We start from the raw sequence: 15,328 nt of genomic DNA, 5'->3' as shown, positions 1-15,328 counted from the left end.
CAACGACGGCGACCGGAGTGAACGGCCGGCAAGGATTGCACCCCGGCGTCACGGCCGACGAGATCTCCCGCCAGCTCGGCACCGACGCCCAACCCTGGTCAGCGGCCACCCGGCAGGGCTACATCTCGCGCCTTCGGACGTGGCTCGGCCGCGACGCGAACGGCGAACTGTACGTCCCGAACGTCGACGCACGCCACGGCGGCTACCGGATGTCCGACTCGTTCACCACCGACTGGCAGACCCTCCGAGACCTTGCCGGCCGCGGTCTCGCTCAGCGAGAATGTGTGGCCTCGGACCTGCAGCAAGCACCGGACCTGGTCGAGGGGACACCGTTCAGCAGCGTCCCATCCGGACGGTACGCCTGGAGTTCCTGGCTCCAGCGCGAGATGCTCGACGCGATCGTCGACGTCGCCCACCCTGGCCGATGGTCACCAGAAGGCCGGCGATCTGCCTGCGGCGCGCCGAGCGCAATGCGTGGACTGCTGGCCGAACCGGTGAGCGAGATGCTCTACCGAGACTTGCTTCGCATCGCGTGGTGATGACTTGCCCCGCCGTGCATCGTGTCCCTGCCAACGTCCTGGTCTCCGGCATCAGTCTCGTGTGGACAGCAGTGCGTCGGGTACTCCGGCCGGCTGGTGCCTTGGCGAGCTGAAACAGCAGCGGTATCTTTTCGACCTCGAGACGGTGCAGGCCATGCGCGAAGTGAACTCGGGCGACGTAGTGCTGGCGCCGGACAGCCTGGTCGACCTCTGCTTCGCCGCGGGCTGTCCTGCGGGCCGAGTTCTCCTAAACCCATTCCACAGTCCGGAAACGCCGTTCGGTGAGAGTGCATGCCTTCACGCCGTCCGGTGTGCGCACGGCGGTGTCATTGCCGGCGACCAGCACGAGCACGCAGGCAAGGAGCAACGTGGTCAACAACCCTGCCGGCGGCCGGGGCGGGCGGTAGCCGTGGCCGAGCAGGACCCCGCTCGCGCGTGACTGCGAACATGGCATGCGGGTACTGGAGGTCGGGTCTGGTTGTTGTCAGCCGAGCTGCTCAACCGCGCTTTGAAGCGGCGTCGTTCGCAAGCTGCCACATGTCATAGTTCCCGCATTCCGCCGTGATCTCAGCCGTCGCCTGAGCCGCGGCGAAGAAGGCGTCGGCCAGCGGCGAGGTGCGCGACGCCGCCATCGCGACGAATACCTGGTCGGGCGCCAGGTCCGGGACGGGCACGTAGCTGATGTCCGGGCGTGAGAAGAACACGGTCTCCGAACGCCCCACGAACGAGATGCCCCGGCCTGCCGCGACGTGCTCGAGCTTCTCCTCCACGCCGCGCACCCGGAGGCCGGAGTCGGGGTGCGGGCGCCGCGTGGGCTGCGTGCTCGCGTCGGCGTGCCAGATCAGCGGCTCGCCTGCCAGGTCGGCCTCGGTGACCTCATCCTTGCCGGCCAGTCGGTGATCGGTGGGCAGCGCCACCATGAGGGGCTCGGTGTACAGCGGAGCCACGCGCAGGCCGGTCTCGTCGATGGGCAGCCGCACATAGCCGACGTCGATGCGGCCGTCGAGCAGCATCGGGGCCTGGTCGTCCCATTCCATTCGCTGCACGTCCACGACTACGTCCGGATGCTGGGCCTCGAACACCCGCGTTGCCGGGATGACCGGGATGCCGGCCCGAAAGCCGACCACCAGCCGCCGGCCGTCGCGTCCTGCCACGGACACCCGGTGGCGGACCGCGTGCGCGGAGGCGAGCAGCGGGCCGGCGTCGTCCATCAGCTGTCGGCCCGCGTCAGTCAGCGTCACGCCGTGGCTGTCCCTGGTGAACAGGGAGGCGCCGAGGTCTTTTTCCAGTGCGCGGATCTGCCGGCTGAGCGCCGGCTGCGCGATGTGCAGCTCATCGGCGGCGCGGCCGAAGTGCAGCCGGTCGGCGACGGCGAGGAAGTAGCGCAGCTTGCGCAGGTCCAGATCCATCGGGGCCTCCCGGTCCGGCAATGCCTCGAGGGTATCACCGCGGCTGAAACGGGTCTTGGACGCCGGCTCAGGCCGGTGGCATCGTTCGTGGGGAGGAGAGAACACTCCGTACAAGAATTCGGGATCGGTATTCGATAGCAGGGCCCAAAACCAGGATGAGCAACTCAAGAACTGGGCCTCTTCCGTTCCCGTTTCGGAAACCCGACAATTCGAAGGTGTGACCGTGGGAAAGCTCGATGGCAAGGTAGCGGTGATCACCGGTGGATCGACCGGCATGGCACTGGCCGGCGCCAAACTGTTCGTCGAGGAAGGCGCGCACGTCTTCATCCAGGCCCGACGGCAGGAAGCACTCGACGACGCCGTCAAGCTGATCGGCCGCAACGTCACCGCCGTCCGAGGTGACGCGGCCGACCTGGACGACCTGGACCGCTTGTACGACACCGTCAAGCGGGAAAAGGGCTCGATCGACGTGCTGTGGGCCAGCGCCGGGACGGGCGAACCCGGCGTCCTCGGCGAGATCACGGAGGAACAGTTCCACCGCGCCTTCTGGCTCAACGCGCGCGGCACCCTGTTCACCGTGCAGAAGGCACTGCCGCTGATCAACGACAACGGCTCGATCTTCATGACCGGATCCAACGCCTCGCTCGGCGCCTTCCCCGGCTGGAGCCTCTACGCGGGAAGCAAAGCCGTCCAGCAGGCCTGGGCCCGCGTCTGGCTCAACGAACTGCGCGACCGCAAGATCCGGGTCAACGTCCTGACCCCCGGCCAGGTCGCCACCGCCAAGCAGGAAGAGGTGTTCGACGAGGCGACCAGAGCCGCCTTCGAGTCCCTCATCCCCCGGGGAACGATGGGCCGCCCCGAAGAAATCGCCGGCATCGCCCTGTTCCTCGCCTCCGACGACTCCAGCTACGTCAACGGCCTGGAACTGGTCGCCGACGGTGGCACGACCGCTATCTGAACCACACACGAACGAGTCGGAGCGGCGCCTGAAGAACAGGCACCTCGAGAACAGAAAGAGGCACAGCTCGTGAGCAACATCACCTTTATCGGTGCGGGGAACATGGCCCGCACGATCGGCACGCTCGCGGTGGCGGGCGGCAACACCGTCGAGATCATGGCACGCGATCAGTCCAAGGCCGATGCCCTGGCCGAGGTTCTGGGCGGCGGCACCACGACGGGTAAGTGGGGTGCCGTCCCGGCCGGGGACATCGTCATCACCGCCGTGTTGTACGCCGGTGTCGTTTCGACCGTCGCCGAGTACGGAGACGCCCTCGCGGGCAAGATCATCGTCGACATCAGCAACCCCTTCAACGCCACGTTCGACGGGCTGGCCCACAGCGAGCCGACTTCGATCGCGCAGGAGGTCGCCAAGATCGCCCCGGCCGGCGCCATGGTGTTCAAAGCCTTCAACACCATCTTCCGCGGCGTCCTTGAGGAGGGCCGGCCCGACGTCTTCTTCGCCGGCGACAACCCTCGGGGCAAGGCGGACGTGGCGGCGTTCATCGAGAGCCTCGGACTGCGCCCGCTGGACGTCGGCGGCCTGAAGATGGCGCACTGGCTGGAAGGTGCGGGCGTGCTCACGATGGGCCTGGCCGGCAACGGGGTCGGCCACTGGAACTTCGCCCTCGGCGTCAACGAATTCACGGACTGACACCCGGGCCGAGCAGCCGGCGACAATGCGCCCCGCGCTCTGACGGGCTGATTCACCACCGACTGGCAGATGCCGGAAATCGACAGTGGCGAGAAATATCGCCTGAGGAGGCTCATCGCAATGCAGCTCGGTTTCATGATTCCCCTTGTCGGGCCCGCCGTCGGCGGCGCCTCCGGCCTGAGCGCGTTCGTCCGCGGACTCGAGGACCTCGGCTACGACTCCCTGTGGGTCGGCGACCGCCTGGTCACGCCGGTCGACGTGGGCAGCGGCTACCTGGGCTTGGGGCCGCAGATGGCCCGCTCCTTCGATCCGGTGCTGCTGTTGACCGTCGCCGCGGCGGCGACCAGCCGGGTGCGCCTGAACACCAGCACGCTCAGCACGTTCTACTACGAGCCGCCGCACCTGGCCCGGCAGCTGACCACGCTCGACGTGCTCAGCGACGGCCGCCTCGGTGTCGGCGTGGGGCTCGGGTGGCTGAAGCAGGAATACGACGTGGCCCGCAACGCGGACTGGCAGCGGCGCGGCAAGATGCTCGATGACACGCTGGCGTTCCTGCACGCGTGGTGGACGACCAGTCCCGTGTCCTGGGACAGCGAGTTCTTCACCATGCCACCGGTCCACGCCGGCCTCCGTCCGGTCCAGGAGGGCGGGCCGCCCATCTGGATCGGCGGTGCCAGCGAGGCCGCGATGCGCCGGGTCGGCCGCAGCGGGGTCGGCTGGCTCGGGGTCGAAGGGCCGGCGCCCGCCGCGTCGAGCAGCAGTCAGGACGAGGGCGCCGGCCGCCTGTGGTCGATCGCGCGCCGCGCGGCGGCGGACGCCGGCCGCGATCCCGACGCACTGAAGACCGCCATGCGGATCAACCTCGAGCCGGGCACGTCCGTCGACTCGGTCGCGGACCAGCTGAAGCGGTACGCCGACTCGGGTGTCGACGAGGCGTACGTCGATGCTTTCGCGATGTTCACCAGCCTTGACCAGCTGCTCGACTTCGCCGGCCAGGTGATCGAGCGTACCGGCCGGTTGTGACCGCCCGGGAAACGGCCACCGAAGAAACGACCACCCAAGGAAGAGAGCGCTCACCATGAGCAGCATCAGTTTCATCGGCCTCGGGGGCATGGCCCACGCCATCGCCGCCCGCGCGGTCGCCGGCGGCAACTCGGTCGAACTCGTCGGCCGGGACCCGGCCAAGGCCAAGGGCCTGGCCGCCGAACTCGGCGCCGGGACCACGGTGGGGACCTTCGGCACGGTCCCGGTGGGCGACATCGTCGTCCTCGCCGTGCCGTACACCAGCGCCGTGCCGGTCGTCACCCAGTACGGGGATGCGCTGGCCGGCAAGGTCGTCATCGACATCTCCAACACCTTCGACGCCGACGCCACCGGGCTGCTCACTCCTGAGGGCACATCCGGTGCGCAGGAGGTCGCCAAGGCGGCCCCGGCGAGCGCGCACGTCGTGAAGGCGTTCAACACCGTCTTCGGCCACGTCCTCGTCCAGGAGCGTCCGTTGGACGTGCTCTTCGCCGGCGATGACGCGGGCGCCAAGGCGAGCGTGTCGGTGTTCATCGAGAGCCTCGGACTGCGTCCCCTCGACGTCGGCGGCCTGGAGATGGCCCGCTGGCTGGAAGGGGTCGGGCCGCTGCTGATGGGCCTGGCCCGCCACGGCGCGGGGACCTTCGACGTCGCCCTCGGCGTCGACTTCCCCGGCTGAGCGCACCCCACCCATTCTTCCGAAGGAGCAGTAGCGTGCGCGTCTTCGTCACTGGCGGAACCGGCCATTCCGGTTCGTACATCATTCCCGAGCTCGTCACCGCCGGGCACGAGGTCACCGGACTGGCTCGGTCGGACACGGCCGCGGCGGCGCTGTCCGCGCTCGGCGCGAAGGTCCGTCGCGGCGACCTCCAGGACCTCGACGGGCTCAAGGACGCGGCCGCGGGTTCCGACGGCGTCATCCACGTCGCGCACCGGCAAGACCTGCTTCCCTCCGGCGGGATCGACGCCGTGGCCGCCGCGGAGATCCCGATCATGCTCGCGTACGGCGAGGCCCTCGCGGGAACCGGAAAGCCGTTGGTCGCGGCGGGGAGCATCGGCTCGCCCGGGACCGGACGGGACCTGGGCCGGCCGGCCACCGAGGAGGATCCGGCCCTTCCCGTCGGCGATGAGCACAAGGGCACCCTGCGGGCTCGTAACGTCGTCGAGACCACCGTCATCGGCCTCGCCGAGCGGGGAGTGCGGTCTTCGGTCGTGCGCATTGCCAACATCGCGCACGGTACGACCGATCGTGCCGGCTTCCTCCCCACGCTGATCGCCTTGGCGAAGGAGAAGGGCTTCGCCGGCTACCCCGGAGACGGCGCGAACCTGTGGAACGCCGTACACATCCGCGATGCGGCCTCCTTGTTCCGCCTGGCGCTGGAGAAGGGCCCGGCCGGCAGCTACTGGCACGCGGTCGAGGACGGGGGCATCCCGTTCCGCGAGATCGCCGAAGCCATCGGCAGCCGCCTGAGCCTGCCCGCCGTGAGCGTGCCCCTGGACGAACTGATGTTGCCGGGATACTTCGGGTTCCTCGCGAACGTGGTCAACCAGAGCTACCCGACGTCCAACCTCGTCACCCGCCGGACGCTCGGCTGGGCACCCGCTCAGCCCAGCCTGCTCGCCGATCTGGACAACGGCCACTACTTCCCCGCCGGCTGACGGCCACGGTCCTCATCGCACACCAGTCCGGCAAACAACCGGGACAATGCTCTTCCGGAGGGACTCCGAGAACATGACGACTGTGGGATTCATCGGCAGCGGATCCATCGGCGGCACCCTCGCGCGGCTCGCCGTGGCGGCCGGCCACCAGGTCGTGCTCAGCAACTCGCGCGGCCCCGAGACGCTCGCGGACACGGTCGCCCAGCTGGGGCCGCGGGCCTCCGCGGCGACGCGCGAGGAAGCCGCGGCGGCCGGTGACATCGTCGTGGTCACGGTGCCGGTCACGGCGTTCCCCGACGTCCCCGCCGCGCCGCTGGCGGGGAAGACGGTCATCGACACGTGCAACTACGGCCCCGAGCGTGACGGGCACCTCCCCGAGCTCGACAGCAATTCGCTCACCTCGAGCGAACTGCTGCTGCGGTACATCCCCGACGCCATGGTCGTGAAAGCGTTCAACACCATCTTCTTCAAGCACCTGCTGTCCCTCGCCCGCCCCGCGGGGGCGGCCGACCGCTCGTACCTGCCGATCGCCGGGGACTCCGCGCGGGCGAAGACGGCGGTGACCGAATTCATCGCATCCATCGGGTACGGCGTCGTGGACGCGGGACCATTGGCCGGCAGCTGGCGGCAGGCGACGGGCACGCCGGTGTGGGGCACCCCGTACGGGCCGCCCTCGAACGAGAACGGCCGGCCGGCCGGCGCGGACGCCATCCGCGCGGCACTGGCCGCCGCGACGCGGTAACCGCGAGTCGGCGCGGGCCGCGGGATGACCCTGGCCGGGTTTGTGGTCCCGTCCGGAGGGCACCGGGCGGGGCCACGAGCGGGCCGTCGCCCGTCCCGACCTGGTCGTCGATGAGGTCCAGGCGCTGTCGCACCGAGCGTGAGCACGACAAGCACGTGAGCACGACCAGGAGAGGCACATGACCGACCACCCGCCGCTGATCGCGGTGACCGATGCGGAACTCGAAGATCTGCGCGCGCGGCTACGCGCCACCCGGTGGCCCGTCGATGGGTGGGAAGCGGGCGCCGACACCACTGAGGTGCGCCGCCTGGCGGAATACTGGGCCACCGGCTATGACTGGCGCACCCACGAGGCGCGGATCAACGCTCTGCCGCACCACACGGCCGCCATCGGCGGCACGCCCGTCCATTACCTCCGGTTCGACGGCGAGCAGCCCGGCGCCCTGCCGATCGTCCTGACCCACGGCTGGCCCAGCACCTTCCTGGAGCTCACCGGCCTCGCCCGGCGTCTCGCGGAGCCGTCGAAGCACGGCGGCGACGCGTCCGACGCGTTCACGGTCGTCGTCCCCTCGCTGCCCGGCTACGCGTTCTCGCCGCAACGCCCGACGCTTCCGCCCGCGCTCCAGACGCACGAGATCTGGCACCGGCTCATGCGCGACGAGCTCGGCTTCGACCGGTACGCCGCCCACGGCGGCGACCTGGGCGCGGGGATCACCTCGCGTCTGGGTGAGGCCCACCCGGAGTCGCTGGCCGGAATCCACCTGCTCGCCGTCGCCGCACCCCCGGAGTACGACGCTGCCGGCCTCACCCTCGACGAACAGGCCTACCTCGACCAGGTTGCCACCTGGAGCGCGGCGGAGGGCGGTTACCAGCATCAGCAGAACACCCGCCCGCTCACCCTGGCCCACGCTCTGTCCGACTCTCCGACCGGCCTGCTGGCCTGGATCGTCGAGAAGTACCGCGCCTGGAGCGACTCGGGCGGCGACCTGTCGTTCCGGTTCACCGACGACTTCGTCCTCACCCAGGCGTCCCTGTACTGGTTCACGGGCACGATCTCGACGTCGTTCCGCTCCTACTACGAGTACGCCCGCGGCCTGACCCGGCGCGTGGAAAAGGTCGAAGTGCCCACCGCCGTCGCCGTCTTCCCCGCCGACCTCACCCAGCCCCCGCGCTCCTGGGCCGAACGCACCTACAACATCACCCGGTACACGTCGATGCCACGCGGCGGACACTTCGCCGCCCACGAAGAGCCCGAACTGCTCGCCGACGACATCACCGAGTTCTTCCGCCAACTGCGGTGAGACCGACCATGCAGCGGTCGGAGCGGCTCCGCGGCCGTCATGTCTGCGGCGCCTCGACGTTTGTCGCACGCGTCTGGGCGGGAGCTGCGACGCGGCACCTTCTCGCCTGCACTAGGCCCTGTCGCCGCTCAGTCGCCGGGTGGGCGGGTAGCGGTCATGCCTGCTGGTTGATGAGTCCGGCGTAGCGCCCGCGTGCGCGACGCGGTGGCCGAAACCCTCTGGCATCAAGGCCACCGCCCCAGCCGCCTCGCCGATTTTGCCCAGGTCGCCCGGAAATCGCATCGCTGGTGTGGCAGGAATCGGTTGACGTGGCAAAACCAGCAGAACCGCCAGGCTAGACTGCCGCCATGTCGAAGCGCCCGGTGCGCTGGTTCACGGGCCCGATGGCCGATCCCGTACTGGCCGTTGTCCTCACCGTTCTCGGGTTCCTGCCGTTCACGGTCGTGCTCGGGGCGAGTTTTCGGAGATCTGCCGAAACGGCCGCCCGACGTGTTCGCCGTCCTGCTCACGCTGGGGATGACGGTGCCACTTGCGGGCCGCCGGCGGTGGCCCGCCGCGACGTTCGCGGTGATTGCGACATGTTTTGCGGTGCACGAGGTGGTTGCGTACCCCGCCACGGCGGGCACATTGGGGCTGCTGGCCGCGCTGTATTCGGTCGGTGCGCTGCAGGAGAGGCACCGCTGGACCGTCGCGATCGTGAGCACCGCCGGGTATCTCGGATTCTGCCTGGCCTTGGTCCTGCGGCGTTCGCCGGAGGGGATCGCGGACTATGTGGTGTTCTACGCGGCCTTGATGATGTGCGCGGGGATCGGCGCGTTGGTGCGGGCGCGGCGCGCGGAAGAGGTGGCGCGGCGCCGGTTGGAGGCCGAGGGTGTGAAGGCGGCGGAGCGGGCACACATCGCGCGTGAGTTGCACGATGTGGTGACCCACCACGTGACCGCGATCGTCGTGCAGGCTGGTGCGACGAAGTACCTGACGGGCCCACCGGAGCGCGTACAGGAGTCGCTGGACACGATCGGCATGACGGGGCGGCGGGCCCTGAAGGAGTTACGGTCGTTGCTGAGCGTGCTGGAGGCCACCGGCGAGCGGGCCGAGGCGAGTGAAGTGCCCGGGTTGGCTGACGTCGGGGAGCTGGTGGCTCTGACGAAGAGCGGCGGGCAGCCGGTGCAGTTGGTGGTCGAGGGGGTCGCGATGGTACTGCCGGAGAACGTGGAGCTGGCGGGATACCGGGTGGTGCAGGAAGCACTCACCAATGCGATGAAGTACGCCGCGGGATGTCCGACGGGCGTGCGGATCGGTTACACGGTGACGGCCGTGGAGATCGAGGTGGCCAACGCAGGCAGGACGATGACGCCGGAACGGGAGCTTTCGGGTGCACGGGGGTTGAGCGGGTTGCGGGAGCGAGTGGAAGGCTTGGGGGGCGAGTTGGTGACGGGGCCCGACGCTGATGGGGGATTCCGGGTGTGGGCGAGGATTCCGACGAAGAGCGGGGCATGATCCGGGTACTGATCTGCGAGGACCAAGCGCTGATCCGGGCCGGTTACGCGACGATCTTCACCTCGCAGCCCGACCTGGAAGTGGTCGGTGAAGCGGCGGACGGGCCGAGCGGGCTCGAGGCGGCGCTGCGGCTCGAGCCGGACGTGATCGTGATGGACATCCAAATGCCGCTGATGGACGGGATCGAGGTGACGACGCGGCTGGCGGGCGCGGGGGTCGCGAACCCGGCGAAGATTCTTGTCGTCACGAATTTCAACGTCGACAAGTACGTCTACGCGGCGCTCAAGGCCGGCGCCAGCGGATTCCTCCTGAAGGATTCACCACCGGAGGAACTGATAAACGGCGTTCGCACGATCGCCAGGGGCGAGTCGCTGCTGGCACCGGTTGTCACGCGTACGCTGATCGGCCGGTTCGCCGAACGCATCCGCCCCGCCGAAGAGGCTCCGCGTCGACAGGCGCTGGATGCCCTGGCGCCCCGCGAGCGGGAGGTGTTGGGGCTGGTCGCGCAGGGCCTGTCGAACGCGGAGATCGCGGCGGAGCTGCTGATCGGCTCGGAGACGGTGAAAACGTACATGTCGCGGATCCTGATGAAGCTCAACCTGCGTGACCGGGTTCAGGCTGTGGTGCTGGCGTACCAGTCGGGGCTGGTCGCGGTTCAGGACTGAGCTGCGGATCGCCGGACGATCAGGTTGTGGCGCTTGATCTTGCGGAGGAAGTACGCGATGGGCGCCAAGCAGACGAGCACCGCGATGAGGCTCGCTTCGGGGCCGAAGGAGCCCCCGGTGAGAAGCGCTGGGCCCGACAGCGTGGTGGTGAGCAGGCCGTGCGCGGTGCCCGTGGCGCCGGAGACGGTGGTGCCGAAAACTCCGGACTCGAAAAGGTTCCAGGCGAAGTGGAAGCCGATCGGCAGCCACAGTGAGCGGGTGGCGGCGTAGCAGATGGCGAGCGTGACCCCGGCTTCGATGGCGATCGCGAATGCGCCCCACAGCGTCGCCCCGGTGTTGAGCAGGTGCGAGCCGCCGAACAGGACCGCTGACAGCGTCACTGCGATCCACGTGCCGAACCGGTCCTGGGTGATTCGGAAGATCACGCCGCGGAAGAGGAGCTCTTCGTTGACTGCTGCGCCGGCCATCACGCCCACGCTGGTCAGAAACCCCCAGAACGAGCCACTGGCGAAGTGGTCCCAGCCGCCGAACAACCCGATGAACAGCATCGTCGTGACGAAGGCGCCGGCGCCGATCGCGGCTCCGCGCAGGAGCCCTGGAAGTGCCTCGACCCGGGCCAGCTCTGGGACGCTGCGGCGGTGTTCGAGCCGCCTCGACAGGCGGGTGTACACGAAGAGTCCGGCTGCCGCGGTGGCGACACCGCCGACGACCGAGAGTGGACCGAGGCCGGACAGGCCCGCGTTGACAAGACTCGCGATCGCCACCACGGCGAGCATCGTGATGAGCAGGATCGGGAAACGGAACTTGCTGGGTGTGTCCGTCTTCGCTTTCATGCCGGGAAAGCTAGCCTTCCTCGGGCATCCAGGAATCCCCGTGGTGAGAACATTGGCTGTAGCTCTCACGGGGGACAAGGCATCGGGCGACAAGCTCGGCAGCTGATCTGCGCGCCAGCGGCCTCACCGTCCGTCCGGTACCCACAGCTCACCGCGCTGCGAGTCGTCGTCGGCGCCATCCGCGGGCTATTTCCCCTGCCCGGATGGGCCTGGCTCGTGGTCCTCTGCGGCTACACCGCGGCCGTACTCGGCCTTGCCGCCTTCCGGGTACGACAGCGGAACCGCGGCTCGCCACCACAACCGGAATGGAGGTAGCGACCAGAAGTCCCGCCCAAACCGGGGGAGGCACGGATGCCGTGAGCCTCGCATGGAGCCCAACCGCGGTGAGGATGCCACAGGCGTTCCTGCGTTATGGGCGCGGCGGCGAGCATGTCGTGAGGAAGGCCGCTCTGGGCCTGGATCGGCAGGTTGGCCGAGCAGTCCCGCTGGTAGCCCTCGTGATCGTCATGTCACTTGCAGACCGGGCGATCCTGTCTGCCCTCGGCAGGCTGCTACCACGCCCGCTCAGGACATGCCGAATCGTCACACGCCAGCCACACTCCTGGCCTGGCACCGCCGTTTGGTCCAAAAGAAGTGGACCTACTCACACCGGACAGGGCGTCCACCGACGGCCGAAGAGATTCGCAGGCTGGTTCGGCGCCTGGCACAAGAAATCCGCGACGGGGACACGCCGAATCCAGGGCCTGCTCGCCGTGGACTTCTTTCACGTCGACACCATCGGCCCAGCCTGACGGCAGCCCGCTGCAACCGGCCGATGTCACCGCCCGGTTCCAGGAGCTGACCCGTCGAACCGGGTTGCCGCCGATCCGGCTGCTCGATCTACGCCACGGAGCTGCCACGCTGGCGCTCGCGGCGGGGGTGGACATGAAGGTCGTGCAGCACGTGCTGCGGCACTCCTAGATCACCGTGACCTCGCACACCTACACCACCGTGCGGCCTGAGGTAGCGCTGGCCGCGGCCGAGGCAACCGCCAAGATCATCCCGCGGACTGCGTCGCGACCGCTCGGGCACATCTCGGGCTCTTCACCGACCATTGTGGACGGAAGGGAAGCGGAAGAAACGACTCCAGGTACCACAAATCCCCAGGTTGAAGGGATCTTCGACCTGGGGAGTGGGGGTGCGCCATCAGGGACTCGAACCCCGAACCCGCTGGTTAAGAGCCAGCTGCTCTGCCAATTGAGCTAATGGCGCCGGTGTCTGCCGGAGGTTTCCCTCGGCGACGTGGAAAAGATTAGCACCCGGTTCGGAGGCCGTTTCACGGGGGGTCCCCAACCCGAGTTTCGACGTTGCCGCACCCGTGTCGGGGCTGGTCGGGCACACTGTAGTCGGACATCGACGGCGAAACAGGCAGGTGGGCATGACGAGTTCGGGGGTGCGGCTGCTCTTGGCCGCGGGGGTGATCGGCCTCACGGTGGCCGGCTGCAGCAGTAGCCCTTCGGGTGAACCGCCGGCGCCGACGTCGTCTCAGAGCAAACCGCCGGTCCCCGTGAAGGCGGCCGCGCTCACGCTGACTCCCGCCAAGGATGCCAAGGACGTTGCTCCTGGGGAGCCCGTCAGCGTCACCGTTGCCGACGGGAAGGTCGGGGAGGTCAAGCTCACCGGGGCCGATGGGAAGGTCGTCGCCGGGAAGGCGCGCGCCGACGGGTCGGGGTGGGACTCCGCCGAGCCGCTCGGCTACAACAAGACCTACAAGCTGACCGCGACCGCCACCGGCACCGACGGGAAGCCGGTCAGCGCCGAGTCGAGCTTCAGCACCGTCAAGCCCGCGCGCCAGCTCGGCGTCTCGGTGAACCTCGACGAAGGCGAGACCGTCGGCGTCGGGATGCCGCTGATCTTCACCTTCACCGGGAACGTCGCGGACAAGGCCGCCGCCGAGAAGGCGCTCAAGGTCACCGCCGAGCCGGCCACCGAGGGCGCCTTCCGCTGGTCCGGCGACAAGCAGGTGACCTGGCGGCCGAAGGACTACTGGAAGAGCGGCACCAAGATCAAGGTGGCCGCCGCCGTCTACGGCAAGGCGCTCGGCAAGGGCAGCTACGGCCGCGAGGACAAGACGATCAACGCCGCCGTCGGCGACAAGCTCGTCGCGGTCGCCGACGGCCAGACCCACCAGATGACGGTCACGATCAACGACAAGGAGGTCAAGACCATGCCGACCTCCATGGGCAAGCCCGGCCACAACACGCCGGCCGGCACCTACACCGTCATGAGCGAGCACACCGGCTACACCATGAACTCCGCCACCTACGGCGTCCCCGAGGACGCTCCCGGCGGGTACAGCACCTTCGTCCAGTACGCGGTGCGCCTGTCCTACAGCGGCATCTTCTACCACTCCGCGCCGTGGTCGGTGCGGCAGCAGGGCCACAGCAACGTCAGCCACGGCTGCCTCAACCTCTCGACCGACAACACGAAGTGGCTGATGGACACGTCCAAGAAGGGCGACATCGTCACCGTCCAGAACAGCGGGGGCCCGAAGCTCGAGGCCGCCGACGGCTGGAGCGTCTGGCAGCTGTCCTGGGACGAGTGGCGGACGGCGGCCAACTAACCCGAGTCGCGAACCAGCTCACGTGCCTCGGCCTCCGTCGCGACCGACGGGCCCGAGCCCCACAGCGGCTGGTTCGCCGTCTCGCGGCTGAAGTACACCGCGACGGCGCCGACCACGCCGGCCGCCATCAGGTACCAGGCCGGCCAGAAGTCGTGGCCGGTTGCCGAGATCAGCGACTGCATCACCAGCGGGGTCGTGCCGCCGAAGAGCGACACCGAGACGTTGAACGCGATCGACAGCGCGCCGTACCGGATGGCCGTGGGGAACAGCGCGGGCAGCGCCGAAGGCATCGAGACCTCGAAGCAGAGCAGCAGCAGGCCGAGGCCCATCAGCCCGAGGAACGTCACGACGAGACCGCCGTCGTGCACGAGCAGCATCAGCGGCCAGGACAGCACGACGTACCCGACGCAGCCGGCCATCATGACGGGCTTGCGGCCGACGTGGTCGGTGATCCGCCCGCCGACCAGGATGAGCAGCATCATCACGACCATGACGACGATGATCAGCAGCAGGCCGTGGGTGGCGTCGAGGTGCAGCTGCTCGGACAGGTACGTCGGCATGTACGACAGCAGCATGTAGTCGGTGACGTTGAACACGAGCACGAGGCCGACGCAGATGAGCAGCGCGGGCCAGTACTCGGTGAACATCTTCCAGAACGGCTCGCCGGAGCGCCCGCGCTTCTCCGCTTCCTCGGCGTGCTTCTGGAACGCGGGGGTCTCCTCGAGCTTGAGCCGCAGGTAGAGGCCGATGATCCCGAGCGGCCCGGCGACCAGGAAGGGGACGCGCCAGCCCCAGTCGAGCAGCGTCTCGTGGGGGACCCACGTCTTCATCCCGGTGACGACGGACGCGCCGAGCACGTACCCGGACAGTGTCCCGAACTCGAGCCAGGACCCCATGAACCCGCGTCGTTTGTCGGGGGAGTACTCGGCGATGAAGGTGGTCGCGCCGCCGTACTCGCCGCCGGTGGAGAAGCCCTGCACCATCCGCGCGACCACGAGCAGGATCGGCGACCAGACGCCGATGCTCGAGTAGGACGGGATCAGCCCGATGCAGAGGGTCCCGATGGCCATCATGATCATGGTGACGGCGAGGACCTTCTGCCGTCCGATCCGGTCGCCGAGCGGTCCGAAGACGAGCCCGCCGAGCGGCCGCATGAGGAAGGCGGCGGTGAAGGCCCCGAAGGTCCCGATCAGCCGCACGCCGGGTGCGACGCTGGCGGGGAAGAAGACCTCGGCGATGGTGTCGGCGATGTAGGCGTAGACGCCGAAGTCGAACCACTCCATGGCGTTCCCGAGCGCGGCGGCCCCCACCGCCCGCTTGAGCAACGACTGGTCGACGACGGTGATGTCCTCGTACCGCAGTTTCTTCTTCCGCCTGAGCTTCGGTCCTGAACGTGCCACCAGAACAC

Annotated in this window: 15 protein-coding genes and 1 tRNA gene; 12 read left to right on the top strand and 4 right to left on the bottom strand. The window is 68.8% G+C overall.

Annotated features, from left to right (window positions below; genetic code table 11):
* Positions 1-17: 17 nt before the first annotated feature.
* Both ABFJ78_RS24165 and ABFJ78_RS24160 read left to right on the top strand, forming a co-directional pair.
* A complete protein-coding gene (locus tag ABFJ78_RS24165) occupies positions 18-539 on the top strand; it encodes a hypothetical protein (RefSeq protein ID WP_436388625.1) in 522 nt (173 codons plus the stop codon).
* 61 nt (positions 540-600) lie between these two features.
* A complete protein-coding gene (locus ABFJ78_RS24160) occupies positions 601-978 on the top strand; it encodes a hypothetical protein (RefSeq protein WP_436388624.1) in 378 nt (125 codons plus the stop codon).
* Between the two features lie 58 nt (positions 979-1,036).
* On the opposite strand, the gene ABFJ78_RS24155 is transcribed toward ABFJ78_RS24160, so the two are convergent.
* Positions 1,037-1,948, bottom strand: a complete 912-nt coding sequence (locus ABFJ78_RS24155) for a LysR substrate-binding domain-containing protein (protein WP_436388623.1) — start codon at positions 1,946-1,948, stop codon at positions 1,037-1,039.
* A gap of 223 nt (positions 1,949-2,171) precedes the next feature.
* On the opposite strand from ABFJ78_RS24155, the gene ABFJ78_RS24150 reads away from it, so the two are divergent.
* From ABFJ78_RS24150 to ABFJ78_RS24110, 9 genes are all read left to right on the top strand, one after another.
* Complete coding sequence (locus tag ABFJ78_RS24150) at positions 2,172-2,906, top strand: SDR family NAD(P)-dependent oxidoreductase (protein WP_436388622.1); 735 nt, start codon at positions 2,172-2,174, stop codon at positions 2,904-2,906.
* A gap of 69 nt (positions 2,907-2,975) precedes the next feature.
* The gene (locus ABFJ78_RS24145) at positions 2,976-3,599 is read left to right on the top strand and encodes an NADPH-dependent F420 reductase (RefSeq protein ID WP_436388621.1); all 624 of its coding nucleotides are present in this window, start codon (positions 2,976-2,978) and stop codon (positions 3,597-3,599) included.
* Between the two features lie 120 nt (positions 3,600-3,719).
* Positions 3,720-4,622, top strand: coding sequence for a TIGR03619 family F420-dependent LLM class oxidoreductase (locus ABFJ78_RS24140; RefSeq protein WP_436388620.1), 903 nt, complete (start codon positions 3,720-3,722; stop codon positions 4,620-4,622).
* Positions 4,623-4,677: 55 nt separating this feature from the next.
* Positions 4,678-5,301 carry an NADPH-dependent F420 reductase gene (locus ABFJ78_RS24135; RefSeq protein ID WP_436388619.1) on the top strand — a complete coding sequence of 208 codons (624 nt, stop codon included), beginning with the start codon at positions 4,678-4,680 and terminating at the stop codon, positions 5,299-5,301.
* Positions 5,302-5,336: 35 nt separating this feature from the next.
* A complete protein-coding gene (locus tag ABFJ78_RS24130; RefSeq protein WP_436388618.1) occupies positions 5,337-6,281 on the top strand; it encodes an SDR family oxidoreductase in 945 nt (314 codons plus the stop codon).
* A 73-nt stretch (positions 6,282-6,354) separates the two neighbouring features.
* Positions 6,355-7,023, top strand: coding sequence for an NADPH-dependent F420 reductase (locus ABFJ78_RS24125; RefSeq protein ID WP_436388617.1), 669 nt, complete (start codon positions 6,355-6,357; stop codon positions 7,021-7,023).
* A 178-nt stretch (positions 7,024-7,201) separates the two neighbouring features.
* On the top strand, positions 7,202-8,323 hold the full coding sequence (locus tag ABFJ78_RS24120) for an epoxide hydrolase family protein (RefSeq protein WP_436388616.1): 1,122 nt from the start codon (positions 7,202-7,204) through the stop codon (positions 8,321-8,323).
* A gap of 489 nt (positions 8,324-8,812) precedes the next feature.
* Positions 8,813-9,820 carry a sensor histidine kinase gene (locus tag ABFJ78_RS24115; protein ID WP_436388615.1) on the top strand — a complete coding sequence of 336 codons (1,008 nt, stop codon included), beginning with the start codon at positions 8,813-8,815 and terminating at the stop codon, positions 9,818-9,820.
* Positions 9,817-10,485 carry a response regulator gene (locus ABFJ78_RS24110; RefSeq protein WP_436389005.1) on the top strand — a complete coding sequence of 223 codons (669 nt, stop codon included), beginning with the start codon at positions 9,817-9,819 and terminating at the stop codon, positions 10,483-10,485. The genes ABFJ78_RS24115 and ABFJ78_RS24110 overlap by 4 nt, the downstream gene beginning before the upstream one ends.
* Here the strand turns inward: ABFJ78_RS24110 and ABFJ78_RS24105 are convergent.
* Both ABFJ78_RS24105 and ABFJ78_RS24100 read right to left on the bottom strand, forming a co-directional pair.
* Positions 10,476-11,387 carry a CPBP family intramembrane glutamic endopeptidase gene (locus ABFJ78_RS24105; protein ID WP_436388614.1) on the bottom strand — a complete coding sequence of 304 codons (912 nt, stop codon included), beginning with the start codon at positions 11,385-11,387 and terminating at the stop codon, positions 10,476-10,478. The genes ABFJ78_RS24110 and ABFJ78_RS24105 overlap by 10 nt on opposite strands.
* A 1,109-nt stretch (positions 11,388-12,496) precedes the next feature.
* A tRNA-Lys gene (locus ABFJ78_RS24100) sits at positions 12,497-12,569 on the bottom strand.
* A gap of 166 nt (positions 12,570-12,735) precedes the next feature.
* On the opposite strand from ABFJ78_RS24100, the gene ABFJ78_RS24095 reads away from it, so the two are divergent.
* On the top strand, positions 12,736-13,920 hold the full coding sequence (locus ABFJ78_RS24095) for a L,D-transpeptidase (protein WP_436388613.1): 1,185 nt from the start codon (positions 12,736-12,738) through the stop codon (positions 13,918-13,920).
* On the opposite strand, the gene proP is transcribed toward ABFJ78_RS24095, so the two are convergent.
* Positions 13,917-15,320 carry a glycine betaine/L-proline transporter ProP gene (gene proP, locus ABFJ78_RS24090; RefSeq protein WP_436388612.1) on the bottom strand — a complete coding sequence of 468 codons (1,404 nt, stop codon included), beginning with the start codon at positions 15,318-15,320 and terminating at the stop codon, positions 13,917-13,919. The genes ABFJ78_RS24095 and proP overlap by 4 nt on opposite strands.
* Positions 15,321-15,328 lie beyond the last annotated feature (8 nt).

It is taken from the genome of Amycolatopsis sp. MEPSY49 (genome assembly GCF_051337345.1).
Taxonomy (GTDB): Bacteria; Actinomycetota; Actinomycetes; order Mycobacteriales; family Pseudonocardiaceae; genus Amycolatopsis.
This window is presented reverse-complemented; position numbering and strand designations above follow the sequence as displayed.